The sequence below is a fragment of the Vibrio sp. TRT 17S01 genome (assembly GCF_050113695.1).
GTDB lineage: Bacteria > Pseudomonadota > Gammaproteobacteria > Enterobacterales > Vibrionaceae > Vibrio.
In genome coordinates, this window is sequence record NZ_JBNJOG010000012.1 from 73290 (window position 1) to 97627 (window position 24338).

Sequence of the window (24338 nt, forward strand, 5' to 3'; positions counted from 1 at the left end):
TAAAACTGAATGACCCACTTAAAAAAAGAAACCTTCGGCCCTCAATTCGCTAAACTAAAGAAAGCAGAATTAAGTGTAATATTTACATTACATTAACATTCTTGCTTTTAGCCAAAGTCAAGATAAGTCATTTAAATACAAAAGATTAGATTCAATGACATCGATAATACCAATAAGAAAAAAGTGTATTTTAGAGTATTCCTACGCTTACAATGTACATTTCATTAATATCTCATCTATTCAATGCATCTCTAACCAATTCATAAACAAATGAACAGCTCACATCAGAAGCAGTGATTAATTCCAAACAAAACATCAAATCCAATAATTATCACCAACAATCAAACACAAATAGAGACATATTTATTGATTTAACTCAGTGTTAAAGCGCATCAAACGGCGGTATGGTATCGGCCTCTGTTCCCTCATGAGGTATAACCATGACTCAAGTGAATCAAGAACGCTTAGTTGAACACTTTATCCAGCTAGTAAAAATCGACAGCGAATCACGCAACGAAAAACAAATCGCCGAGACACTGGCTGAACAGCTAGGTGAAATGGGCTTTACTGTACACAAACTTCCAGTACCTGAAGACGTTTCTAACGGCTTTAACGTCTATGCTCGCCTTGAAGGTAAGCTTGATGACAGCATCGTATTTAGCTGCCATATGGATACAGTAACTCCGGGAATCGGCATCGAACCTGTTATTGAAGATGGCATCATTCGCTCAAAAGGCGACACTATCTTAGGTGGTGATGATAAATCAGGTATTGCAGCTGTAATGGAAGCTGTTCGTTGTATCCAAGCGGAAAACAAAGAACACAAAACCATCGAGATTGCATTTACGGTTCACGAAGAAGGCGGTTTATTTGGCTCGCTTCACTTCGATATGGATTACATTCAATCGGATAAAGCGATCGTTCTTGATACAGGCGGTCCAATCGGTACCATTGTGAACTCAGCACCAGGCCAACAAAAAATTGTTGCTCACATTAAAGGCCGCCCTGCTCACGCAGGCCTAGCGCCAGAAGAAGGGATCAGTGCAATCCAAGTGGCGGCTGATGCCATCACGCAAATGAAGCTACTTCGCATTGATGAAGAAACCACAGCAAACATTGGTGTTGTACGCGGTGGTCAGGCAACGAATATTGTCATGCCAGCACTTGAAATTGTGGCTGAAGCACGCTCACTGAATGCTGATAAACTTGATCAGCAAGTCGCTCATATGATTGAAACTTTCCAAGCAACTGCAGAAAAACACGGTGCAGAAGTCGAGATTGAATCAAGCCGAGCATACAATGCGTTCGTTATCGCAGATGATCACCCTCACATTCTAGCCATCAAATCGTCTTTTGAAGCGGTTGGCCTAGAACCATTCACTAAACGTACGGGTGGTGGTAGTGACGCGAATAACTTCAACGAAAAAGGGTTAACCACAGTAAACCTTTCTACGGGAATGGCAAAAGTTCATACTACGGAAGAGCATATTGCTGTCTCAGATATGGTAAAAATCACTGAATTTGTTAAGCATTACTTAACTAACTAATTAGTTGTGATTAAATCTGTTGATTGCGTGAGGCTGCTCTCAGGAGCGGCCTTTTTATTAGTAATTTATTTATTTTCATACATTTACGCTATTGACCTTCCCCTAGGGGAACCCTTTATAGTATTTAACGTTTATCATTAAAGATACGTTATACGTCCCTTCTCTACGTATATGCCGGATAACCATTTTTATATCGCTTCTGCGGTGTTATTTTCACTTCCGACGTATCTTTAATGATTTTTTCTTTCGACTTCTCCTACTCCAACATTAATTCCCTTAGTTCTGCTTCAACCTCATCACAATCAGGCTGATATTTCCCTGTTAAATTTATGTGTACTGTTGATGTTGAGCTGCTAAATTTGCCGCTTACAATACAATTTACCCTCTTGACCTTACCCCTAGGGCAAACTTTATTATGTCGAAACTTCATTTAGTTAGGGCTTGCAATGCGTTACTCACGACTTCGCATTTTTTGGATTACAGCACTCAGCATTATGACAATGCTGGTGTCGTCTGTTGTATCCAGCGCCCCACTAATGACCTTTCATATGCTCAGCAATAACCAGACTCAAATGATGTCTAGTCATTGCGGCGAGCCAAGCTCAGACACAATGCAACATCACGACACAAGCCACACGATGAAACACCCAAGCAGTTTTATGGCGTGTGCTGGTGATGTAGACATGCAACACAATTGCTGCGGTGCAACCTGTGTCAGCGTTCTCGGTTTTGTTCCTGTTACCGCGAATTCAGCCTTACTCCCTGCCCGATTGGCACTCATCCCCCATGAGCCTTTGCTGGTTGCAGTGAGTCGCGGCCGATCTCTTTACCGTCCTCCTATACTATAAATTCCTTACTTTATTCATCATTTCGCCCTGATTAGGTTGCGAAGAGTTTTAGCACGCTGTTTTTCAGCGCATATAAAGTGGATTTATTTGTGAAAATGACCCCAAGCTTACTGGCACTTTCTATAAGTGCTATGGCATTGGTCAGCTCACCCGTATTTTCTGCGGTACAAGCGGCCCAGACTACGCAGTCAGCAACTAATGTCGATTCTTTAACGCTTCTCATCGAGCAAGCACTGGCTCACGATGCAAGTAGAAAGCAGTTTTACGCACAATCTCAGGCAATGAGGGAAACGGGTGTTGCGAGTTCAACACTCATGGATCCAAAGCTAAAAGTCGGTTTTGGTGGCTTACCCGTTGATAGTTTCAAATTTGATGACGATCCGATGACCAATATTTCAGTTGGATTGATGCAGCAATTTGAAAGAGGCAACACTCTCGATTTACAAGCGAAAAAAACCAATCAACAAGCTGATGGTATTGCGCTGAAGGTCTCTGCAAGAGAGCTTGATGTAGCTAATAACATGACCAAGCTATGGCTTGAACTTGGCTATCAACAACAAGCAAGAAAAATCCTGACTCAGAATAAACAGCTGATGTCGGAGCTTGCACGCTACATTCAAACTAACTATTCAATTGGTAAGAGTGAAGCTCAAGATCTGCTTAACGCTCAACTTCAAGTCAGCAAGCTTGATGAGAAGTTACAAGCCAACTTACAAGTACAAAACCGCATCATCTCTCAGCTCTCTGAGTGGCTTGGCTCTGACTGGCTTGCAACCAACCAACACATTCAAGCTTCTAACCAACTCAACTGGGCGTTGCTTAATCAACGATTAAGTGAAGGCAATCAAACCAAGCATTACGCACAGCTTAGCCAACATCCGCTGATCAAAATGGCCGATGTGACAATAAAAACCAATCAAACTCAGGTTGAAATCGCCGAACAGGCTTACAACCCGCAATTCGGTGTTGAAGTCATGTACGCCTATCGCCAAGCCAATAACATGCGTGGAGAACCCGCATCTGACTTGGTCAGTGCCTACCTCACCATGGATATTCCCCTTTTCACTGGGAATCGTCAGGATAAAAATCATGCGGCTGCGCAATATCAAGTCGGAGCAGCAAAATCTCAAAAAGATCAGCTACTAGCGCAGATGAATGCTCAGGTGAACGCTTTACTCGTTGACAAACACAATCTTGAACAGCGATTAGCTCGTTATCAAGGAACCTTGCTCACACAAGCAAAAGCACGAACCAAGGCTGTTGAACGAGGGTATCAAAACAATACCTCTCAATTTAACGATGTGATTTTGGCAGCACGTGATGAGCTCAGCCTCCAACTTGAAGAGCTACGTCTCGTGACGGACCTCAATATTGTTCAGAGTAATTTAGCTTCACTACTGAACGGTTTTGAGTTTTCAGCTCAAACGCCTGTTATCACGCAAACATCATCAGCAAACGACTAATCTCTGCGAGGAAAAATTATGAAAACAATGCAAGTCGCCACCATCGCTTTGCTGATTGGTGGAGCCATTGGCTTCGGTGCAAACACATTTATCAACGGCCACGACATGACCACAATGGCCAATGCGGATAGCAGCTGCGCATCGAACGAGCCACTTTATTGGGTTGCCCCAATGGACCCGAACTACAAACGTGACAAGCCCGGCAAATCACCAATGGGCATGGATCTTATCCCTGTTTATGCAGAAGATTTGGCTGGCGAAAATGATAAGCCGGGCACGGTTAAAATTGACCCAGCGGTGGAAAACAATCTCGGTGTAAAAACCGCGTCAGTGACGTCAGCACAGCTTTCTCCTCGCATTGAAACCGTTGGCTATATTGCCTTTGATGAAAGTCTACTTTGGCAAACCAACGTTCGTGTTGCGGGTTGGGTAGAAAAACTCTACATCAATGCAGTTGGGGAACAGGTGCGACGTGGTGATGTGCTTTTCACACTCTACTCACCTGAGCTTGTGAAAGCACAAGAAGAGTTACTCAATGCTTACCGAACGGGTCGCAGTGGCTTAGTGAAAGGCGCAACAGAGCGCTTGGTTTCACTCGGTGTAGACCGCGCCCAGATCAAACAAATTGTTAAGCGTGGAAAGGCCTCACAAACCATTGAAGTAAAAGCGTTGGCTGATGGTGTTATTGCTAGCCTTAACATTCGCGAAGGGGGTTACTTGTCACCTGCGCAAGCGGTGATCAGTGCCGGGCCTTTGGAAGAAGTTTGGGTCGATGCAGAAGTATTTGAACGCCAAGCGCATTGGATTAACGCCGGTAGCAAAGCCACTATGACATTAGACGCCCTACCCGGTAAGCAATGGGTTGGCGCGGTAGATTATGTTTACCCCATTCTAGACCCGAGTACTCGAACCCTGCGTGTAAGGCTTAAATTTACCAATCCAGATGGTGCCTTGAAGCCAAACATGTTTGCTAACATTGCGCTGCAGCCTGTCAGTGAGCAATCCGTTTTGACCATTCCAAAAGCGTCGGTCATTCGATCCGGTGGTATGACACGTGTTGTTTTAGCTGAAGGTAACGGTAAGTATCGCTCAGCCCGCATTGAAGTTGGACGTGAAGCGGGTGACAAAATCGAAGTGCTGCAAGGCCTAACTGAACAAGACCGCGTTGTGACTTCCGCCCACTTCATGCTGGATTCTGAATCGAGCCAGTCTGCAGATTTATCAAGAATCAACGGCATTGAGCCACCAGCAGAAACTGTTTGGGCAAAAGGCGAAATCACCGACATCATGGCCGACCACGGCATGCTGACCATCAATCACCAACCCGTACCGGAATGGGATTGGCCCGGTATGACGATGAACTTCAATACCTCAAAAGCACTGGATATTTCATCGTTGACCAAAGGCCAAGCGATTGAATTTGAGATGCAAAAAACACCAGATGGTCAGTATGAAGTTGTCGACTTCAAAGCCGATGACAGCATCATCACACCAGAGATTTGGGTGACAGGAGATATCTCCATGCTAATGGCTGATTTTGGCATGATCACCCTTTCACACTTGCCTGTTGCCGAGTGGAACTGGGACGCTGGAGAAATGAATTTCTCTGTTGGTGAGGAGGTCGACCTAAGCGGCTTTCAAGAAGGCCAAAAAGTTCGGTTTCTGATCAGCAAAAATGGTTCGGAGTATGCCCTAAAGGCTTTGAAAGCATTGGAGGGTGAACAATGATTGGCGCAATTATCCGTTGGTCAATCAACAACCGATTCATGGTATTGATTGCCACGTTATTTCTCACCTTAGCGGGGTTGTACAGCGTAAAAAATACGCCAGTTGATGCCCTTCCCGACTTGTCAGATGTTCAGGTGATCATCAAGACAAGCTACCCGGGTCAAGCTCCTCAAGTGGTTGAAGACCAAGTGACTTATCCGCTCACAACCGCCATGTTGGCGGTACCGGGTGCGGAAACAGTTCGAGGTTATTCCTTCTTTGGTGACTCTTACGTTTACATCATCTTTAACGATGATACCGACATGTACTGGGCACGTTCTCGTGTGCTTGAATACTTAAGCCAAGTTGCCCCTAAGCTGCCACCAAGCGCAAAACCAACCTTGGGACCGGATGCAACCGGTGTGGGCTGGATTTACAGTTATGTACTGCAAGATAAAACGGGCAAACATGACTTAGCGCAGCTGCGCACGCTGCAAGATTGGTTCTTAAAATACGAGTTGCAAACCGTTGAAGGGGTTTCTGAAGTCGCTACCGTTGGTGGTATGGTGAAACAGTATCAAGTCCAGATCGATCCAGCGAAGCTACGTGCTTACGATTTGACACTGCAACAAGTCAATATGGCGATTCAAAACGGTAACCAAGAAACGGGAGCCTCGGTTATCGAAGTGGCCGAAGCGGAACACATGGTCCGTACAACGGGTTATTTAACCGATATTGAAGACATCAAGTCCCTACCGTTAAAAGTCACCAAGAAAGGAACACCGTTATTACTCGGCGACATTGCTGACATTAACATCGGCCCACAAATGCGCCGTGGTATTTCTGAGTTTAACGGTGAAGGTGAAGCCGTCGGTGGTGTCATCGTGATGCGCTTTGGTGAAAACGCCAGTGAAGTCATCGATAACGTGAAAGCAAAGCTCAATGAACTTCAACGCGGCCTACCGGAAGGCGTTGAGATTGTTGCGACCTACGATCGCTCAACGTTGATCAATGCTGCCGTCGAAAACTTATGGAAAAAGCTCGCTGAAGAATTCATCGTGGTCGCAATAGTGTGTGCGCTGTTCTTGTTCCATATTCGTTCTTCGCTTGTTATCGCCTTGAGCTTGCCTGTTGGGATCTTATCTGCCTTTATCGTCATGCACTGGCAAGGGATCAACGCCAACATCATGTCTCTTGGTGGTATTGCGATAGCCATTGGCGCTATGGTGGACGGCGCAATCGTGATGATTGAAAACGTTCACAAGCATATTGAACGAACGCCACTGACCGATAAAAATCGTTGGCAAGTGATAGGCGAAGCCGCGGAAGAAGTGGGCGCGCCACTGTTCTTCTCGCTCCTTATCATTACGTTAAGTTTTGTTCCTGTGTTCGCATTGGAAGGACAAGAAGGCAAAATGTTCTCTCCTCTTGCCTTCACAAAAACCTATGCGATGGCGGCCGCGGCTGGTTTAGCCATCACCTTAGTCCCTGTGCTGATGGGCTACTTTATTCGCGGTAACGTGCTACCTGAGCATAAAAACCCGGTGAATAAAGGCTTGGTTGCACTTTATCGTCCGCTGCTCAATCTTAGCCTCAACTACCCAAAAACGATGATCGTAATCGCTCTAGGTTTAATGGCATCAGCTTACTACCCGACAACAAAACTGGGCAGTGAGTTCATCCCACCATTGGATGAAGGCGATTTAATGTACATGCCAACGACCTATCCGGGGATCTCAATTGGTAAAGCACGCGAATTGCTGCAACAGACCAACAAGCTGATCAAAACCGTACCGGAAATACAAACTGTATGGGGCAAAATTGGCCGTGCTGAAACCGCAACCGATCCAGCGCCGCTGACTATGATTGAAACTGTCATCCAACTTAAACCGCGCGACCAATGGCGTGACGGCGTCACCACCGAATCATTACGTAAGGAGTTCGACGACTTAGTACAGTTCCCCGGATTAACCAATGCTTGGGTGATGCCAATTAAAACGCGTATCGACATGCTAGCGACCGGGATCAAGACACCGATTGGTATCAAAATCGCAGGCCCAGACTTAAAAGTCATTGAGAAAATCGGGGCAGATTTAGAGCCGATTCTAAATGGTATCAACGGCACAGCGTCTGTTTATGCAGAACGTGTCGCAGGTGGTCGCTATGTAACAATAGACATCAAGCGCCGCGCGGCTGCTCGTTATGGGTTGAGCATCAAAGATGTTCAGCAAGTGATTTCAACGGCCGTTGGCGGTATGAACGTCGGAGAAACCATTGAAGGGCTTGAGCGTTACCCAATTAACGTTCGTTACCCACAAGACTACCGTGATTCGGTTGTGAAGTTGCAGAACTTGCCACTTGTCACACCAAACGGGGCTCGTATAGCACTCGCTGACGTTGCCGATATCCGTTATGAAGATGGCCCACCAATGATCAAGACCGAAAACGCACGTCCTAACGGCTGGGTGTTTGTCGACATCGATGGCAGAGACCTTGGCTCCTACGTCGTTGAAGCGCAGCAGGTCGTCGCTGACCAACTTGTGTTGCCAGCGGGATATTCGCTTGCTTGGTCTGGGCAATATGAATACATGGAACGTGCGAAAGAGCGCTTAAGTGTTGTGGTCCCTATCACGCTGGCCATCATCATGTTACTGCTCTACTTCAGCTTCCGCCGCATTGGTGAAGTGCTGATCATCATGGCGACGTTACCGCTGGCAATGGTTGGCGGCCTGTGGCTAATGCATTACCTCGGTTACAACTTCTCCATTGCCGTTGGCGTGGGCTTCATCGCCCTTGCGGGGGTTGCCGTAGAAATCGGCGTGATCATGCTGGTGTACCTAAACCAAGCTTGGCATTACCGAAAACTGCATGCGAGCGAAAACCAGCAATTACTCAATCATGAGGATCTCACCGATGCCATTCGTGAAGGTGCCGGCTTACGTGTCCGTCCCGTAATGATGACCGTACTGACCGTCATTATCGGCTTGATCCCAATTATGTACGGTGAAGGAACGGGTTCTGAAGTGATGCAACGTATCGCAGCACCCATGATCGGCGGTATGGCTTCTGCCCTACTTCTTACCTTGTTAGTACTTCCTGCCATTTTCAAATTATGGAAATCCAGAGAAGTGAAAAAAAGCTTAAACAAACACTAATTCAACTCTCCCTAGGGCTGTCCCAACAAAAGAAACATTTTGTTGCCCTAGGGAACCTTATTAAAAAGGAACAAACCATGAAAAAAACACTGATTACTCTGACACTAGCGCTTACTACAACCACTGCATTTGCTGACAAAATGGACCATTCAAATATGGATCATGGCAATATGGACCACGGTTCAATGAAAATGGACCACAGTAAGATGGACCACTCAGGCATGATGAATATGGAAGGCATGTCTGATGTCGGAATGCCGGCAAAAGGAGCTAAGCCAGATAAAGTTGTACATGTTCTTCTTAGCGATGACATGAAGATCACTTTCAAAAAAGAAGTAAAGATCGAGCCAAATGACGTCGTTCAATTTGTGGTGATGAACACTGGCAAAATTGACCATGAATTTTCCATCGGTTCTACAGCTGAACAGTTAAAGCATCGCGAGATGATGAAAACCATGAGTGCACATGCACACGATAGTGGCAGCACGGTTACGGTAAAACCGGGTAAAGCTAAGCAACTACTTTGGCATTTCCACGGCGACAATAACGTCGAGTTTGCGTGCAATATTCCTGGCCACGCTGAGGCCGGTATGGTGAAGTCTATTCGCCTATAATTACGCTTCTCTGAGCTAAGTTTGGCTTAGCTCAGAGATTTCGAACACAATGCGATTAAATTTGATTTTGATCAATTGAACAACACCACTCTGCTTCCTACGCTTACTGATAATAAGGACTAAACGAAAGCTGGAGGCTCCCCATGAAAACCACAACCATAGCATTAGGGATTGCGGCTATTTTCGTCTGCACAACCGCTCTTGCTGCAAAAACCATGACATTAGAAACAACCAAACTTAACACCAACCTTAATTTGGATGGGCAAGTTGATGAGGTATGGAACAAGGCTAAATCCCTGAAAGTTAAAGTAAACAAACTCCCTTACAAACCCAACAATGGTTATGAAGGGATCAAGAAAACCAATGTCGTGATGCGTTCATTTTATGATGACACATATATCTACTTTCTGGTTCAGTACGCAGACCCAACCCTTAGCATTGAACGTTTTCCTTGGATGAAACAAGCCGATGGCAGTTGGAAACAATTGATCAATAAAGACAGCACAGGCCATGAAAATACCTATTACGAAGACAAATTTGCCCTGTACTGGAACATCAATGCCGACGGCTTTGACCAAAAAGGCTGTAACGCAGCTTGCCACCGAGCCAAAGATGGCATGATCGAAGGCCGTAAAGATAAAAACCCAGCGCGAAAATTTACCAAGGTAGACGGTCAATATATCGATATGTGGCATTGGAAAGGCGTACGAACTGCCCCTCACAATCAACTTGATGACCAATATGTCGATAGCAATACCGATCCTAAGCAAAACAAAGGTTGGGGTCGAAAAGGCGACAGTAAAACTGGTGGCGGCTATGTCAATAACATCAAAGATGGTCAACCTGCTTTTGTGGCAGACAACCTAACTGACACCACCCTACTGATCCTTGAATCTGAGAAAAAACCTTTCACTCAAGAGTACAACCAATCCAATCGTATTCCGGGATTAACAGGTGCACCATTTACGGGTTCACGCGGTGATATTGATGTTTATGCACAGTGGAACAATGGGATCTGGACACTAGAAATGAGACGAAAACTGGTGACCACGGGTGAAAACGCAGAAACACAAGATGTTCAGTTTAATGACCTCACCAAGCCATATCCATTTGGCGTGGCTGTGTTTGACAACACCCAGATAAATCACATCTATCACCTTGGTGTGATTAACCTTCACTTCAAATGATGCTTGGGCTGAGGTGGGCCAATGTCGGCCTACCTCTTCGAACGTTTGGGAGGCGATATGCACACATGGTCTGTTCGTGCCGTTTGTATTGTCCTATTTACAACTTTCAGTGGCTGCATGTTCTATGCTCATGCCGAAGAGACGTTTAGCGCTCAATTGTCCCCCAGCAACACTCTTGAGCATATTCAAAAAGAGAACAAACGCTGTATTCGATGCCATCATAAAGAACGTTTATTGAAGCAAATTAATGCGATTCATTCCGTAGGGAAACACGCAAGTAGTGAATACGAGAACAACTGTACGGCCTGCCATGGCGATAAAGAAAAACACCCAAAAGATGACCACACCATCATTCCCCAACGAGACAACCTACTCTTTAGTGCTTGGGAGCAAAACCAGCGTTGTATCTCATGTCACTCACCTCTTCTGCTACGACAGTCAGACTGGACCCATGATGTACACGCCGCCAAGTTAACCTGCTCTAATTGTCATCAACTTCATCGCTCCCGCGACCCGATTATTGGCATACAACCCCGTTTTAGAATTGGGTTATGCGCGATCTGTCATGAAGGCATGAAACAGATAAAGCATTACAAACGATTGAAAAGCGAGGAATAAGATCATGATGAAAACGTTGATATTAATGGTATTCCTGCTTACCAGCGCTGTTTATTCAGCGGCTGACGAATTACCAAATCCAGAGCAAGACAACCTTGCCAACCGGCATTTGCAAGATGAGACTTGTGCTGGGCAGTGCCATGAAGGGGAGGAAGTCTCTGATGATTTGGAATTTGAGTATCAAAGCTGCATTGAATGCCATGATTTGATGGTGAACCTTGACGGTAAAGCACACAACATAAAACACCAAGATGACGAACAGATGGTCTGTGTGGACTGCCACGTACCACATGAAGCCTATGCCCCAAAAGAAGGTTGCATTGATTGCCACGATGAAGAGGACGAAGCGATATCAAGTGAGTTATCCCACGTTCATATCAAAGCTCAGCCATCCTATTTTCAGTTTATTTTTAAACGATTTAACAACCAAACTTTATCCCAAAGCGAAAGAGCTTTATTCTAAATAATTAATTATAAAACAACAAGTTAATAATATTATTATTGGAAAGACATGGCGTAAGAACTCATTTTCAAACTATCACGCAAACCTTGCAGGTTTACCTCTGCCAATGAGAGAAAAATACGATGTGCATATTTTTTCGAGTAGTGACAAGGGGCTTCGAGATCTGGAATCATTATCGTTGTACACCCAGCCATTCTGCTTGCTTTGATCCGATAATTGCTTCGCTCAAAAACAATGCACTTTCTTGTCGGGAGCTTCAGTTTGGTACTAATAAAGTGATACGTCTCTGAAGTGACTTTCTGAAACCTTAAATCCTCCCCACTAATAATCAATTCGAACTTCTCCAATAAATCCGTTTTTGAGAAGTTAAATTCTATACATTGATAAGGTGAAGACGTCACAAGAACACATGGAATACCATTTTCAATAGCCTGATCAAATAAATCTCTAAATCCTCGTTTAAAAACAGGAACAGTGCTAGTTAAGTTTAAATAATACGCTTCACGAACCGCTTTAAATCGGACCATGTCTATTTTACTTCTATATAAGTTCTCTATAATTTTGTAGCTTTCTTCCTCACTAATGCCGATAAGTTCAGTATATTGATATTCGTTGATAAAAATACCCTGCTCAAATGCAGCATAATACCAACTCCGTTGATAGGCTAACTCGGTTTCAAATATTAACCCATTCATATCAAATAATAATGCACAATCCTTTTCATACGGCATAAAAAACATTAGCTAATCCTTATTAAATACATTACGGAAACAACGCGCATTTAAAACCTGCTATCATCAGATAGCAGGTTTCCATTCGATCAAATTTAGTGATTTAAAATTAATGTTGGTTTGGCGTCAGATTCGGTGCTAAAGAAACTCACGTCTGACCGACCCGATTGCTCACCTCTGTTTTCAAGCAGTAAGCTCACAACTCCATGACTGGTGTCGGTTAATAGAGAAGAAACATCAAATTCGACCCATTCACCAACATGCGCTGATGACACATTCACTGTTGGGCCGACGAGCTCTGGAGTCGGCAATGAGTTCCATGTAATAGACTCTTGCGTCCAATCATTATGACTTAATCGAGATACGGTAATTTGACGACTCGAGTCTGTATTCGATGCCCGGACTTTCATTTTCAGAATAGAGGATGATAAATCCGTTGTATCCACATCGCTTAGGTCAAACTTAAGCACCGCTTTTCTGTCATAGCTATCATTGTCATTTTTGACCACAAGGTAATTCATATCGCTGTAGTTCGTATTGGCGTATCTTCCACCACGAACAAATGCATCTTCTTGCGCGTAGACTTCCGCTACATTGAGACTCACAACAACACTCTTGCCTAAATCTTCCACCAAACTCGGGGTAATAACAGCGATATTACGATGACCCAACTTAGGAGAAGACAACGAAATATTCACTTCAGCACCCGCCACTCCAGGGGTAGAAACCGACAACGTTCCATTGGTTTCATCAAACATAACCACACTCTGATGATCGACAGACAGACTTGTACCATCAGCCAACTGAACTAAACCAGGCTGATAGAAGACTGCGCCAGTGACACCAAGACTTGAATGCGTAACTGACTGAAGCTCTGACGTATTTGAAACCACCTGTACTGGTGAATTTTGTGCATATTGCGCAGTTCGATCGACATCTGAATTCGGCAGTATGATGTATTGATATTGTCCATCGGTAGGTTTAATCCCGTGCCCGATTCGCAAAGTAAATACCTCTTTTTGCACAAGCTCATTTGAATACTTGCTGTTGATGCGGTTCCAGTTGCCAGAATGGGTATTGTTGCTCATTTGACCATACCAGTTCTCTGGAAAAACGTATCCGACATTATCGTGATGTACCCACTTGGCATTCACTAGCTGGCGCGCACCATTTTGATAAACACGGCCATCTACCGTAACCGGCCCATCCAATGAGGTTTGGTTTACCGTTGTGTTAATGTGCTCACCACGTTGAGAAGTGATTCCAGCCCCTAACGCCACTACCTCATCATTAAAGCTAAACCACGCTTTTTTGGCTTGCGTGCTGTAGTAGTTCATATCAAAAACGCCAACACCAACGTTGCCATCCGTCACCCCGCCAGTGAACGTGGTACTTTGAACCACCTTGCCCCAAAGTGCCGGACGTTTAACCAACACCGGAGCAGTTACGCCGGGAACAAATTTCCAATCCCAAACTGGAAAGATTTCATGATATTCATCACCATCTTGCATCAAAAACATGCTGCCAAAACCGAGCCAAAAACCTAACTTGTTTTCACCATTTCCATATTCATTCGGTTCTGTTCGGTTTGAATTCATTTTAATGCCAATAAAATGATCGTCCGCGAGTTTAGTGACATAGTCTGAGCGCCAAAATGATTTAAAACCATTCAGTCCGGACACACCGCCATTGACATGTTGTTGGAACGCTTCCGCTTCTGCTTTTCTTTGCTCCGTCAACCCTTGTACATATTGCGTTTGCGCTCTTAGTATCGGGTTATCTAGCGGGACTTTTCGGCTAATTCCTCGACCTTCGACGTTATAATCTAAGACACCATTCCAATTTAGCCAACGCACGCCATCAAGGAAGTAATTGACCACAATCTCTCGTTTCTCTGCCGGGAAAGCCCATTGCAAATCTCGAACATGATAAGCCCAAAACGTTAGGGATTTAATAAATGTTTCACCATATCCACCGCTATATAGCTGCTTGCCATGTTGATGAAAAGAATAGTCTTTTTGGATACCTTCACCGTTTGTGATCTCAATAACATCGAGCAATCCATTGATGCCTCGGTCAACTAATTGTTCGTTGTCATTTAGCAAACCTTTGTAAATCACACTGGTTGAAATATCAGATTTGTTCGCACCCGTTTTACTCGGAAAATCAGGCATATAACGAACAATATTACTCTTAACTTGTTCTGGGACCTTATCACCCAAAATGAGCAAAATTGGACCTAATAGTCGTGGAATCCCAATATCATTCCACCACCAACTGCTATTTTCGCGGTTCTCATGTGCCCAAAATTGCAAGCTGATCAAAAGGGCATTCTGTGCTTCAGGGTGTACGTCATAATGCGCACCGGCAGCAAGCGTTAACATTCGCTCACCATGTTTCATCAACTCATCAGCATTTATTTGATACTCATAATCGATGTCACTCCAAGTACCGTCTGGATTCATGCTTGAAATAAGTTGAGACACAGTATCTTGAAAGCTAGTGCCTGACTGCGGAAATCTATCGGCTTCTTGCTGTGCTAAATCGGGGACTATACGGCTTTTTAATAACTCTATTTGTTCACTAGCATAAGATGTGAAACTCATAGAAACCATTGCTGCTAATATTGTACTTTTGATAAAGGTGTATTTCTTCATAACCTTACCTTTTTATTATCTTTCGAAAACAGGCCTTTCCCCTACCAACAAGACCAAACAAATTAGATTTGACTACATGTAATATTAACTAAGAAACTGAACAGACTTAGTTAAAGATATATTTATTAAAACCTCATCATAAACTCCTTATTCACATAAACAGAAACTATCTTAAAATTAAATGTAACAAGTCAATAATTAACAGAATTATGACTAAAGTAATAAGCATTATTTATATAGAGATAATATTTAATTATTAACATTGAAATTATTAAATTAAAAAACAAACATTAGGAATACCATACATTACAATGGTAGCAATAATACATTTTTAATATAATTAATGTAATAACATGACAATAATCACGTTCAGTGCATAAATATGAATAGGAAATAATAAATAAAGCCGCGATTAATCACGTTAAGCTACTTTTATATTGGAGTGCTATAAAAAGAGGAGATAAAAAGTCTCTACCTAAGTAGAGACTTTATTAGCAGATGACACTTTTTACTACGAAAGAGCAAAAGTGGCAGATAAGTGTATTAATAACTTGAGGTGCTTAACGAAGGCGCCGTAAAGTCACTGTCTTTACTATAAAAAGTGGCGTATTTTTGCCCTCCAGAATCACCACTGTACAATCGCAATGAGATCTGTTGTTTACCCTGCTCTAATGCTGATTTCACTAATCCAGTCACGTCAATCGCTACCGTCTGATCCGTAGTATTGACTGCAACCGTAATCGGCGTGCTATTTCCTCTCGAGAGTGAATTAAAGGTCACATTACTTTCACTCCAATTGGAGTCAATTTCTGCAATATTGAACGTCATGGCTTGGCCAATTGATTTCACCTCAAGTACGACTTCAGCACGATTTAACGCATCGGCTCTTAAATGCCCAATAGGGAACTTAAGCACACTTTCACGTGTATAGTTTGGCGAGTTTGGGTCCAGTTTTACGATCAGGCGTGAATCCTGACCAAAATTCCCATCAGCAGAAGTGCCACCTTGAACAAATGCATCTTCAACGGCATTAGCCTGCTCTTCTATCGGATTATAATCGATGTTAATCACAGGGCCCGCAGCTGCACTTTCTTTACTGTTAAACGTCACCCAGTTATTTGCACCATTATTGGCGATTTCAAGTTTCAGGCTAATCGCGTTTAAGCCCTGTTGGGCAGCGGTACGTACAGCATCCGTGATATCCCATTGGAATACACCATTGTTGTTCGTTGCCGTTGCCACTTGCACGCCGGTTGCAGGTGCAGTATTCGCAGTTATTGCAGACTCATCCCACGAGTTATCATTCACCAAATAAGCAACAACGGGCTGAGCTGCGCCGACATTGAAAACAGATAACTCAAGCTTAGCGGTATTTAATGCAGAGGTACTTACCTGATCGATTGGAAATTGAAGGTAAGCATGACGTCGATATGCGGAATTAGAATCTGCTTTAACCGCGATTTTTTCAGAGGTACCGTAGTTGTCATCAGAGTAGCCTCCGTAACGGACAAAGGTATCTGATGCGGCTTGCAACACGAGATCGGGAGTGAGTTGAATGTCACCCATAGCCAAGGAGTCCGATGAAACATTGGTTTGCTGGTAATTCGGCGCACTCAATTGGGATGATGCCCCACCGTGCGAATTGTATAAGCTTACCGTTGCAGCGGTATACGCCTGATCCGGATCAGCAAAATACAGTGTTGGTTGCTGCGAACTGACACCCGTGACCACAAACATGCCAGCTTGATCAGACACCAACGTCAGCTCCGTATTACTCCATTGACCCGCTTCTCGCAGTACAAGTTGCAAAACGTCATCACGCTTATCATATACCGCCAATGTGTTCCCTTCTTGATAGGTCACAAACCGGTCACGAGGGTTTAAGTTTGATACTGAATTAGAAGTGACTCCCGGATAGATAGCGTAACTAAAGGTTGCGTTTGCAGGATAAGCACCATGATCAATCCAGCTAGTAAACACTGTGCCCGTAATGTCACGGTCACTTTCTGAGTTGTTTACTCGCGTCCACTTGCCAGTGCGCTCTTCAACACTGACCTTATAGGTATTGTTGTCCAACGGCATATAAGCCGTGCCATTATGCAGCAGGTAGGCCAGCTCTTCGCCGCTATAGCTATTTTCACCCAAAGTTAAAGAGTCTGTACTCCCATTACTAAGCCCAATGGTCACATTATCGCGAAACCAATTTTGCTCAAGGGATGTGGTAACCAAACCTGCTTTACTGGAAGTGACCTCTGAGGCCATCGCAACAATAGCGTCGGAGAAAACGAAGTTCGCCTTCTTAACTGTGACCCCAAATTTATTTTGGCTATGTACCATGATGGCGTTGTTTGCAGCTGACATAACACCAGAAAATGCAATACCTTTGCTGTTCCAACCTACGTTCATCGACTGGCCTTCTCTTCCAGTCACGCCGGGGATTTTCAACCAGTCCCACAAAGGAAAGATGTTGTAGTACTCATCTCCTGACAAACGGATGGAGTGCGATCCCATAGACATCAAAGCGCCTAGCAAGTTTTCACCATTGCCCTGCTCAATCGCCATGGTCCGATCAGAATGTGTGAGTGCAGAATATTGATAAGCCTGTTCATTTTTAAGCAAATAGTCGCCATTCCAATACCCTTTCACACCCCGGTACGGCATTTGATCTGCAGATACCTGCCCACTGGTCACTTTATTAACCAGTTCAAAATGTTCAGCTCTATCAGGATTGAGTCGTTGTAATGCGTCCGTAGAGAACCCGCGACCAAGGTTGTTTTCTCTTGAAACACCACCTCGTCCACCCGTTAGATAGTCATGATAACGACCACGGAATGTGAGATACATGCCTTGATCCATAAAACCTTCTAACGAGTTTTGGCTATTGGTATTCATCGAATAATAACCGCGTGTAAACGCTTCAACCTGCAGTGTACGCATGACCAAAACCCACCCATAAGAGTTGGTATTAAGCATCGGACCGTGAGCAAAGAAACTCTGATCTGCATTAATCCCAATATCATTACGACCAATTTCATTCAGCGCTTCATTACTGTAATAACTCAACCTTTCTGAATTATCTCTTACCACGCCGCTATACATGTTCGCTATTGCAATATCAATCGCATTGGCTCCTCGACCATAGCTCCAGTGACTTCGGGCATTCAGGTATTTCGCGTCAACTAAGGCTTGGTAATCTGCCGCATTGACCGGAATTTGATTCGCTCTGACATACACCACCAATTCACCTACCTTGTGGGGAATGCCAATGTAATTAAACCACCAGTTGCTATGGCTATATTGAGCCTCTGCAAAGTGTTTCATTCCTGCTGAAATGGTTGTAAGCAGTGCCGGAGATGTACTTTCGTTACATTGAGTATTGGTGTAACAACGCGCTAAAGCCAGCAAACGATCTAGATGTTCGGTCACAGGAAAAGCCGCTGCGGTTGAGGATACATAGTCAATATCCGACCATTGACCAGCCTCCGGATTAAACTCTCCGCCTTCCGATATCGGAACAATCCAATTGCCTACGTCAGTCACACTAGGCTTTGTGGCATCGATATACGCTGCCATTTGCTGCGCTACACCATCGCGAATATCTGCGTCACTCTGAACCGAGGCAGTAACGGCAGACGTTGTATTTAAAGGCGTCGCGCTTGCTATCGGCGTCGCTAAAAGCCCCATACTCATCGTAAGAGCGCTTAACTTAAGTACTGTCATTTTTTTCATGTTTGTCACCAATTCCTTCTATCAAGTAAGGATTAAATGGTTGAACACTATTCTCGAACACGAACCCTAAATAGCCCCCTACCTGTTACCTGCGAGAATCTAAATGCTGACTACAAAAACCCCCTTTCCCATAATCAACAGCATCAGTATGTAACATTAATACATAAATGCATTTAATAATTGTACTCTTATGACACAACTCACACTTCTATTTATAAAATCACAAATGTACTTTCATTACACACCAAAAAGAAGCTACGGTAATGAAACTACAGATAAGTTTATAAATAAGGATTTGAATTTATGCGAGACACCAAGATTGATGCATTGATTGAAAATGAAATGAATTCAAAAACATTAGGGCTTTCAAAAATGAGTACGTTTGAAATCCTACAAACCATCAATACACACGATAAAACGGTCGCTAGAGCCATTGAAAAACAACTTCCTGCTGTAGAAAAAGCCGTGGATGCGATTTGCATGCAACTACTCAACGGTGGTCGGATATTTTATGTCGGCGCCGGAACGAGTGGTCGTCTGGCCGTTCTGGATAGTGCTGAATGTCCCCCTACCTTCGGTACCGATCCAGAACTGGTTCAGTCGATCATCGCTGGCGGGTTAGATGCCATGCTAGCCGCTGTCGAAGATGTGGAAGACAGCGATACCTTATCGATCAGCGCATTAGAATACCGAAACCTCAAGCCTGTCGATGTAGTCATCGGTATTTCTGCCAGTGGACGAACCCCGTTTGCACTTTCAGCGCTGAAATACGCCAATGAAATGGGTTGCTTAACCATTGCCATTTGTACACGTGGCACATCCCCAATGGAACAAGAAGCCAACATTGCAATTGCACCTGACGTTGGCCCTGAAGTGTTAAGCGGCTCTTCGAGAATGAAAAGTGGTACTGCACAAAAAATGCTGCTGGGCATGATCAGTACCACCGTTATGACCCGTTTAGGCAAAGTCTATAACAACCAGATGATCGATCTTGTTGCTAACAACGAAAAGCTGATTTATCGCGCAGAGAATATGGTCGCCTCCATCTGCCAAATCCCAGTGGAGAAAGCCAAAGAATTTCTCGAAAAAGCTCAATACAGCCCACGAGTTGCAGCACTTATGTGCCTAGGAAAAGTCTCCTATGAGCAAGCACTTAAGTGCATTGAGAACGAATTCCAAACACTAGAAGAACAACTTATTACCGCTAAACAGCGCTACACCAGTAACTAAAAAACATTAGAAAGAGAGAACACTATGGGTATCAATCTAACTCGAGTCGACAATCGTTTGCTCCATGGTCAAGTTGCGGTGGCATGGAGCCATCACTCCGGTGCCAATTTGATCGTCATCGCCAATGATGATGTTGCACAAGACTCAGTACAACAAAACCTGATGACTATGTCAGCAGGAAACATGGGCGTACGATTTTTCTCCATTCAAAAAACCATCGATGTCATCCACAACGCCTCGCCAGAGCAGCACATCATTCTTGTCGTAAGAACACCTCAAGACGTGGTTCGCTTGGTTGAAGGTGGTGTGCCACTCAATGACATCAACATTGGCAACATGCACTTCTCCGAAGGCAAAAAACAAATTCATGTCACCGTATCGGTTGATGACAACGACATGCAAGCGTTCAAGCGCCTTAAAGAACTCGGAGTACGTTTTGCCATCCAGCGTATGCCTGATGAAGACAAGCTGGATATCTTTGAACTCTACGACGCATATAAGGGATAGATATGTTTGAAATACTATTAATCGGATTGTGGGCGGCCTTTGCAGGCGTCGACTTTTATAGCGGGCAGTTTTATTTTGGACGCCCTATCGTAACCGGCCCTGTTGTTGGTTTGATCTTAGGTGATTACCAAACGGGCCTAGCAGTAGGTGCTGCACTTGAGCTTGCATGGCTTGGCTTAGTGCCGATTGCTGGCGCGCAGCCACCGAATGTCACCATCGGTGCTGTGGTAGGTACAGCATTCGCAATCCAAGGCGGTTTTGCACCAGAAGTCGTAGTGGGTATTGCACTGCCGTTCGCTATCTTGATGCAACAACTGATCGTACTTCAATTTACCGTGTTCTCTGGCTTAATGCACAAAGCTGACGACTTAGCACAACAAGGTGATGATAAAGGGATAGCCCGTATCAACCATTTAGGCATGCTCTCTTTAGGGTGTCTCTATTTTATCACCGCGGTACTGCCTGTTTACTTTGGTGAAGAAGTTGCTAACACCATTATTACCTACGTTCCTGAAGGCATCATCACTGGCCTTAAAATAGCGGGTGGTTTAATGCCTGCACTTGGCTTCGCGATGCTACTTAAGATCATGTTTAAAAAGGCATTCATTCCCTACTTTGTTGCCGGGTTTGCAGCCATGACATATTTGAATCTTCCAGTACTTGCTATCGCTATTTTCGCTACATGTATCGCTGTTATTGACTACATGACGCGCCAACGAATCGAAGAAAACAAGCCAGCTGTTACGTCAAACCAAAACCAAGGCGGAGGTATTTAAGATGTCAGAACAACTAACTCAACAAGCATCTGTTGCCGAACAAAATGAGACAAGCTCAAATGCACTGCCAAAGAGTGTGGTTAGAAAAATATTGTGGCGACAGCTCTTTATTCAGGCTTCTTTTAACTACGAGCGGATGCAAGCGTGTGGTTTTCTCTGGGCAATTTCGCCGGGTTTAAAGCATATCCACAAGCAAAAAGAACGTTTGGGTGAGTCAATGCGGGCTCACATGGACTTCTTTAACTCACACACTTATTTGGTGACGTTTATTCTGGGCCTTGTCCTTGCAATGGAGCAGAGCAAACAAAAGGTAGAAACCATTCGTGCATTTAAAGTAGCCGCAATGGGACCCATTGCAGGTATTGGCGATGCGATGTTTAACCTTACGTTAAAACCAATTAGTGCAGCAATTGCGGCCTCTTTAGCACTGGATAATGTGGCATTAGCGCCCATTTTCTATCTGTTGCTACTGAACGTCACCCGACTAAGCATACAGATTCCGTTATTCAAGTATGGATACGAGTCTGGCTTGAAAGCACTGGACAAGCTGAAAGACCACACCGTTGCGATGGCTCGCTCTGCAACCATCGTCGGTATTATGGTAATTGGTGCCATGTCTGCCCAGTTTGTAAAACTGAAGACAACAGCCACCATTGGTTATGCGGATACAACCTTTAATATCCAAACCGATTTACTGGATAAAATTGTCCCTAACATTCTACCAGTGCTATTCGTACTCCTGACTTACCGCCTACTTATGAAAGGCCTCTCTCCAACGAAGATCATATTCCTGATGATTTTGTTCGGTATCGGTGGTCATTACATCGGCATTTTATAACGGCTCTTGTGGCCTCTAATGCGGGCTTTGCCCGCATTCTTAACCAAATTCATTCATAGGACGAAATATGATAGCTGTAATTCTCGTTGGTCACGGTCATTTTGGCTCAGGTTTAGGCCAAGCAATTCACCAAATTATTGGTGCCCAACCTAATTTCTCAACCATTGATTTTGTTGAAGGCATTTCTGTTCCGGAACTCGAAACCCTGATGCTGAAAGAAGTCGACAAACTAGACACCACAGACGGCGTGGTTTTCTTCACCGATTTATTAGGTGGTAGCCCATTCCGAGTGGCCTCACAAATCGCCCTGCAACGGGATGATGTCGAAGTGATTTCAGGTACGAACTTACAACTGTGTGTCGAGATGTTGTTAGAGCGAGAAGATTTAGATCTAGTTGAATTTGCCAAAACAGCAGTAGTCAGTGGACATAACGGACTGACACGATTAGCCGACGCACTAGAAGCCTCACGCCAAGATAATTCATCAGAAGATGGTATCTAACGACTGAGGTTGGACGCATGGAATTCATTTCACTCTTACTCAACAACGCTACCTTCTATAGCATATTACTTCAGCTTGCGATGGGATTAGTGCTTGGGCTAGCAATGGGGTTAACCGGTGTGGGCGGTGGAATTCTTATCATCCCACTTCTTCAGTTCGTATTTAATATGGAACCAGTGCTTGCGGTCGGAACCGCAAGCCTGATTGCATCATTAGTAAAAGTGAATGCGAGCTTTTGCCATATCAAAGCCGCCAATGTCGACTGGCGCAGTGTTAAAGGCATTCTGTTGGGGGCGATTCCTATTGGAATGTTAAGTGCTTCAACGGTCGTGTATTTGCATCAACATGAAGACTATAACCGACTGATTTCCACCACCACACAGGCTCTCATTGTGTTGATGATGTTTTATGCCCTTTTTTCACTCATGCGCAAATATATGAAAAGCCAACACCCTCAGCAGCAAACAATGCCGTTATCTGCTACATCAAGTTGGTCTTATCGTCGCGCTTCCAGTTCGGGAGCTTTTTGTGGGCTTATCATAGGAACGACTGGCATTGGTGGCGGCGTGTTACTTCTTCCGGTACTCAATTCTTATCTAGGTATCGGGATAAAAAAAGCCGTTGGCTCGTCTATTGTTATTGCATTGGCTTTATCGGCCAGTACTTCTTTCATTTATGCGAAAGGAGGCCAAAGTGATATCCCTACTGCGTTTACCTTGGTTGTTGGGTCTTTGCTTGGTGTTCCTCTTTCAACGGTGTTGCTTAAACAACTCTCTGAAGCCAAGTTGTATTTAACGACGTTAAGCGTGATATGTGTAAGCATATTGATTATGATGTTAAGCAACATTCTTTAAACTTCAACATATATTTCAGGCGTCTATATGTCAGATCTTATTCCTAGGTTGGAAACACTATCGGTACATGGTAGTGAAGCAGAAAAGAAAATTTCTGGATTTCTTCTGAACGATAAAAAAAACAACATCTCTACACTTAGCGCCATCGCTCTAGGGAAACAGTGTGGTGTGAGTAATGCGTCTGTCATCCGCTTCGCACAACATCTTGGATACAAAGGATACTCCGAATTCAAGCTGGAATATTTAGCGATTCAAAAACACGATGTAGGAGAAATTCTATACAGCGACGTCCGCTTAGATGACTCCCCTTCTGAGGTGATCCAAAAAGCAGGATATCTATTTAGCAAGAATGTTGAAAATTCCATTAAAGTTGTTGAACCTGAAGTGTTAGACCAGCTTGCAAATGCTATCGTCAACGCTGAAAAAATTGCGTTATTTGGCGTAGGCTCATCCGGTGTCGTAGCATCTGATGCTTGCCAAAAGCTCATTCGAATTAATAAAAACGTACTCTTTAATTCAGACACGCATGTTCAACGTGCCTACGCGAGTATGTTGACGGAAAACGATCTTGCTCTGGCTTTTACTACCCGAGGGCAAACTAAAGAAGTCCTTCAGTCACTCGAAATTGCTCAACAATCAGGTTGCACGGTGTCTGCGATCACTCGTTATGGCAAAACACCAACAACCAAAATGGCGGATCTGGTGTTGCCATTTGCTTACCGAGAGCGTCACCACGAATTAGGCATGATCACTCCTCAATTATCTCAAATGATGCTGTTTGATATTTTGTTCTTTAGAGTCACCGCCTTGATGGGTGACAGTGCAACCTCTTCCTTAAAACGAATCCGTAACACCTTTTCAAATCTCACATCAAAATAATAAAAAAGCCGAACACTGGGTTCGGCTTTTTTA

General features: G+C 44.1%; 19 protein-coding genes. 16 read left to right on the forward strand and 3 right to left on the reverse strand.

Translation table 11 applies throughout. The features are described from left to right. Positions 1-440 precede the first annotated feature (440 nt). The 9 genes from ACQEXS_RS17100 (at position 441) to ACQEXS_RS17140 (ending at position 11602) form a co-directional block, all read left to right on the forward strand. Entirely contained in the window at positions 441-1547 is a 1107-nt protein-coding gene (locus ACQEXS_RS17100) for a M20/M25/M40 family metallo-hydrolase (RefSeq protein ID WP_427014642.1), read from the forward strand. 446 nt (positions 1548-1993) lie between these two features. Beyond that, entirely contained in the window at positions 1994-2395 is a 402-nt protein-coding gene (locus tag ACQEXS_RS17105; protein WP_427014643.1) for a hypothetical protein, read from the forward strand. 95 nt (positions 2396-2490) lie between these two features. Then, entirely contained in the window at positions 2491-3858 is a 1368-nt protein-coding gene (locus ACQEXS_RS17110) for a TolC family protein (protein ID WP_427014671.1), read from the forward strand. Between the two features lie 18 nt (positions 3859-3876). Then, complete coding sequence (locus ACQEXS_RS17115; protein WP_427014644.1) at positions 3877-5586, forward strand: efflux RND transporter periplasmic adaptor subunit; 1710 nt, start codon at positions 3877-3879, stop codon at positions 5584-5586. Continuing rightward, positions 5583-8720: an efflux RND transporter permease subunit gene (locus ACQEXS_RS17120; RefSeq protein WP_427014645.1), complete on the forward strand. Its 3138-nt coding sequence runs from the start codon at positions 5583-5585 to the stop codon at positions 8718-8720. Before ACQEXS_RS17115 ends, ACQEXS_RS17120 begins: the two co-directional genes overlap by 4 nt. A 77-nt stretch (positions 8721-8797) precedes the next feature. Further along, positions 8798-9334, forward strand: a complete 537-nt coding sequence (gene copI / locus ACQEXS_RS17125) for a copper-resistant cuproprotein CopI (RefSeq protein WP_427014646.1) — start codon at positions 8798-8800, stop codon at positions 9332-9334. A gap of 143 nt (positions 9335-9477) precedes the next feature. Next, the gene (locus ACQEXS_RS17130; protein ID WP_427014647.1) at positions 9478-10521 is read left to right on the forward strand and encodes an ethylbenzene dehydrogenase-related protein; all 1044 of its coding nucleotides are present in this window, start codon (positions 9478-9480) and stop codon (positions 10519-10521) included. Positions 10522-10578: 57 nt separating this feature from the next. Next, positions 10579-11139: a cytochrome C gene (locus ACQEXS_RS17135; RefSeq protein ID WP_427014648.1), complete on the forward strand. Its 561-nt coding sequence runs from the start codon at positions 10579-10581 to the stop codon at positions 11137-11139. Between the two features lie 4 nt (positions 11140-11143). Beyond that, the gene (locus ACQEXS_RS17140) at positions 11144-11602 is read left to right on the forward strand and encodes a cytochrome c3 family protein (RefSeq protein WP_427014649.1); all 459 of its coding nucleotides are present in this window, start codon (positions 11144-11146) and stop codon (positions 11600-11602) included. Positions 11603-11637: 35 nt separating this feature from the next. Here the strand turns inward: ACQEXS_RS17140 and ACQEXS_RS17145 are convergent, their stop codons facing one another. From ACQEXS_RS17145 to ACQEXS_RS17155, 3 genes are all read right to left on the reverse strand, one after another. Beyond that, a complete protein-coding gene (locus tag ACQEXS_RS17145; protein ID WP_427014650.1) occupies positions 11638-12342 on the reverse strand; it encodes an HAD family hydrolase in 705 nt (234 codons plus the stop codon). Between the two features lie 86 nt (positions 12343-12428). Next, positions 12429-14990 (reverse strand): polysaccharide lyase family 8 super-sandwich domain-containing protein, encoded by a 2562-nt coding sequence (locus ACQEXS_RS17150; protein WP_427014651.1) that lies wholly within the window; start codon positions 14988-14990, stop codon positions 12429-12431. A 543-nt stretch (positions 14991-15533) separates the two neighbouring features. Beyond that, positions 15534-18719, reverse strand: a complete 3186-nt coding sequence (locus ACQEXS_RS17155; RefSeq protein ID WP_427014652.1) for a DUF7594 domain-containing protein — start codon at positions 18717-18719, stop codon at positions 15534-15536. 303 nt (positions 18720-19022) lie between these two features. Between ACQEXS_RS17155 and murQ the strand changes: the two genes are divergently transcribed. The 7 genes from murQ to ACQEXS_RS17190 all read left to right on the forward strand — a co-directional run bounded on the left by murQ (position 19023) and on the right by ACQEXS_RS17190 (position 24305). Continuing rightward, positions 19023-19949: an N-acetylmuramic acid 6-phosphate etherase gene (gene murQ / locus ACQEXS_RS17160; protein ID WP_427014653.1), complete on the forward strand. Its 927-nt coding sequence runs from the start codon at positions 19023-19025 to the stop codon at positions 19947-19949. Between the two features lie 24 nt (positions 19950-19973). Beyond that, on the forward strand, positions 19974-20456 hold the full coding sequence (gene agaV, locus ACQEXS_RS17165) for a PTS N-acetylgalactosamine transporter subunit IIB (protein WP_427009424.1): 483 nt from the start codon (positions 19974-19976) through the stop codon (positions 20454-20456). A gap of 2 nt (positions 20457-20458) precedes the next feature. Then, positions 20459-21232 (forward strand): PTS N-acetylgalactosamine transporter subunit IIC, encoded by a 774-nt coding sequence (agaW, locus tag ACQEXS_RS17170; protein WP_426953077.1) that lies wholly within the window; start codon positions 20459-20461, stop codon positions 21230-21232. Position 21233: 1 nt separating this feature from the next. After that, positions 21234-22070, forward strand: a complete 837-nt coding sequence (locus tag ACQEXS_RS17175; protein ID WP_427009423.1) for a PTS system mannose/fructose/sorbose family transporter subunit IID — start codon at positions 21234-21236, stop codon at positions 22068-22070. Between the two features lie 67 nt (positions 22071-22137). Further along, positions 22138-22572, forward strand: coding sequence for a PTS galactosamine/N-acetylgalactosamine transporter subunit IIA (gene agaF / locus ACQEXS_RS17180; protein WP_427009422.1), 435 nt, complete (start codon positions 22138-22140; stop codon positions 22570-22572). Between the two features lie 17 nt (positions 22573-22589). Next, entirely contained in the window at positions 22590-23426 is an 837-nt protein-coding gene (locus ACQEXS_RS17185) for a sulfite exporter TauE/SafE family protein (protein ID WP_427009421.1), read from the forward strand. A 27-nt stretch (positions 23427-23453) separates the two neighbouring features. Further along, positions 23454-24305: a MurR/RpiR family transcriptional regulator gene (locus tag ACQEXS_RS17190; protein WP_427009420.1), complete on the forward strand. Its 852-nt coding sequence runs from the start codon at positions 23454-23456 to the stop codon at positions 24303-24305. The last annotated feature ends 33 nt before the right edge of the window (positions 24306-24338 follow it).

What these genes read in the sequence shown, in the direction of transcription:
- ACQEXS_RS17100 (WP_427014642.1), top strand. Translation starts at nt 441, where the DNA reads ATGACTCAAGTGAATCAAGAACGCTTAGTTGAACACTTTATCCAGCTA.
- ACQEXS_RS17105 (WP_427014643.1), top strand. Translation starts at nt 1,994, where the DNA reads ATGCGTTACTCACGACTTCGCATTTTTTGGATTACAGCACTCAGCATT.
- ACQEXS_RS17110 (WP_427014671.1), top strand. Translation starts at nt 2,491, where the DNA reads ATGACCCCAAGCTTACTGGCACTTTCTATAAGTGCTATGGCATTGGTC.
- ACQEXS_RS17115 (WP_427014644.1), top strand. Translation starts at nt 3,877, where the DNA reads ATGAAAACAATGCAAGTCGCCACCATCGCTTTGCTGATTGGTGGAGCC.
- ACQEXS_RS17120 (WP_427014645.1), top strand. Translation starts at nt 5,583, where the DNA reads ATGATTGGCGCAATTATCCGTTGGTCAATCAACAACCGATTCATGGTA.
- copI (WP_427014646.1), top strand. Translation starts at nt 8,798, where the DNA reads ATGAAAAAAACACTGATTACTCTGACACTAGCGCTTACTACAACCACT.
- ACQEXS_RS17130 (WP_427014647.1), top strand. Translation starts at nt 9,478, where the DNA reads ATGAAAACCACAACCATAGCATTAGGGATTGCGGCTATTTTCGTCTGC.
- ACQEXS_RS17135 (WP_427014648.1), top strand. Translation starts at nt 10,579, where the DNA reads ATGCACACATGGTCTGTTCGTGCCGTTTGTATTGTCCTATTTACAACT.
- ACQEXS_RS17140 (WP_427014649.1), top strand. Translation starts at nt 11,144, where the DNA reads ATGATGAAAACGTTGATATTAATGGTATTCCTGCTTACCAGCGCTGTT.
- ACQEXS_RS17145 (WP_427014650.1), bottom strand. Translation starts at nt 12,342, where the DNA reads ATGTTTTTTATGCCGTATGAAAAGGATTGTGCATTATTATTTGATATG.
- ACQEXS_RS17150 (WP_427014651.1), bottom strand. Translation starts at nt 14,990, where the DNA reads ATGAAGAAATACACCTTTATCAAAAGTACAATATTAGCAGCAATGGTT.
- ACQEXS_RS17155 (WP_427014652.1), bottom strand. Translation starts at nt 18,719, where the DNA reads ATGAAAAAAATGACAGTACTTAAGTTAAGCGCTCTTACGATGAGTATG.
- murQ (WP_427014653.1), top strand. Translation starts at nt 19,023, where the DNA reads ATGCGAGACACCAAGATTGATGCATTGATTGAAAATGAAATGAATTCA.
- agaV (WP_427009424.1), top strand. Translation starts at nt 19,974, where the DNA reads ATGGGTATCAATCTAACTCGAGTCGACAATCGTTTGCTCCATGGTCAA.
- agaW (WP_426953077.1), top strand. Translation starts at nt 20,459, where the DNA reads ATGTTTGAAATACTATTAATCGGATTGTGGGCGGCCTTTGCAGGCGTC.
- ACQEXS_RS17175 (WP_427009423.1), top strand. Translation starts at nt 21,234, where the DNA reads ATGTCAGAACAACTAACTCAACAAGCATCTGTTGCCGAACAAAATGAG.
- agaF (WP_427009422.1), top strand. Translation starts at nt 22,138, where the DNA reads ATGATAGCTGTAATTCTCGTTGGTCACGGTCATTTTGGCTCAGGTTTA.
- ACQEXS_RS17185 (WP_427009421.1), top strand. Translation starts at nt 22,590, where the DNA reads ATGGAATTCATTTCACTCTTACTCAACAACGCTACCTTCTATAGCATA.
- ACQEXS_RS17190 (WP_427009420.1), top strand. Translation starts at nt 23,454, where the DNA reads ATGTCAGATCTTATTCCTAGGTTGGAAACACTATCGGTACATGGTAGT.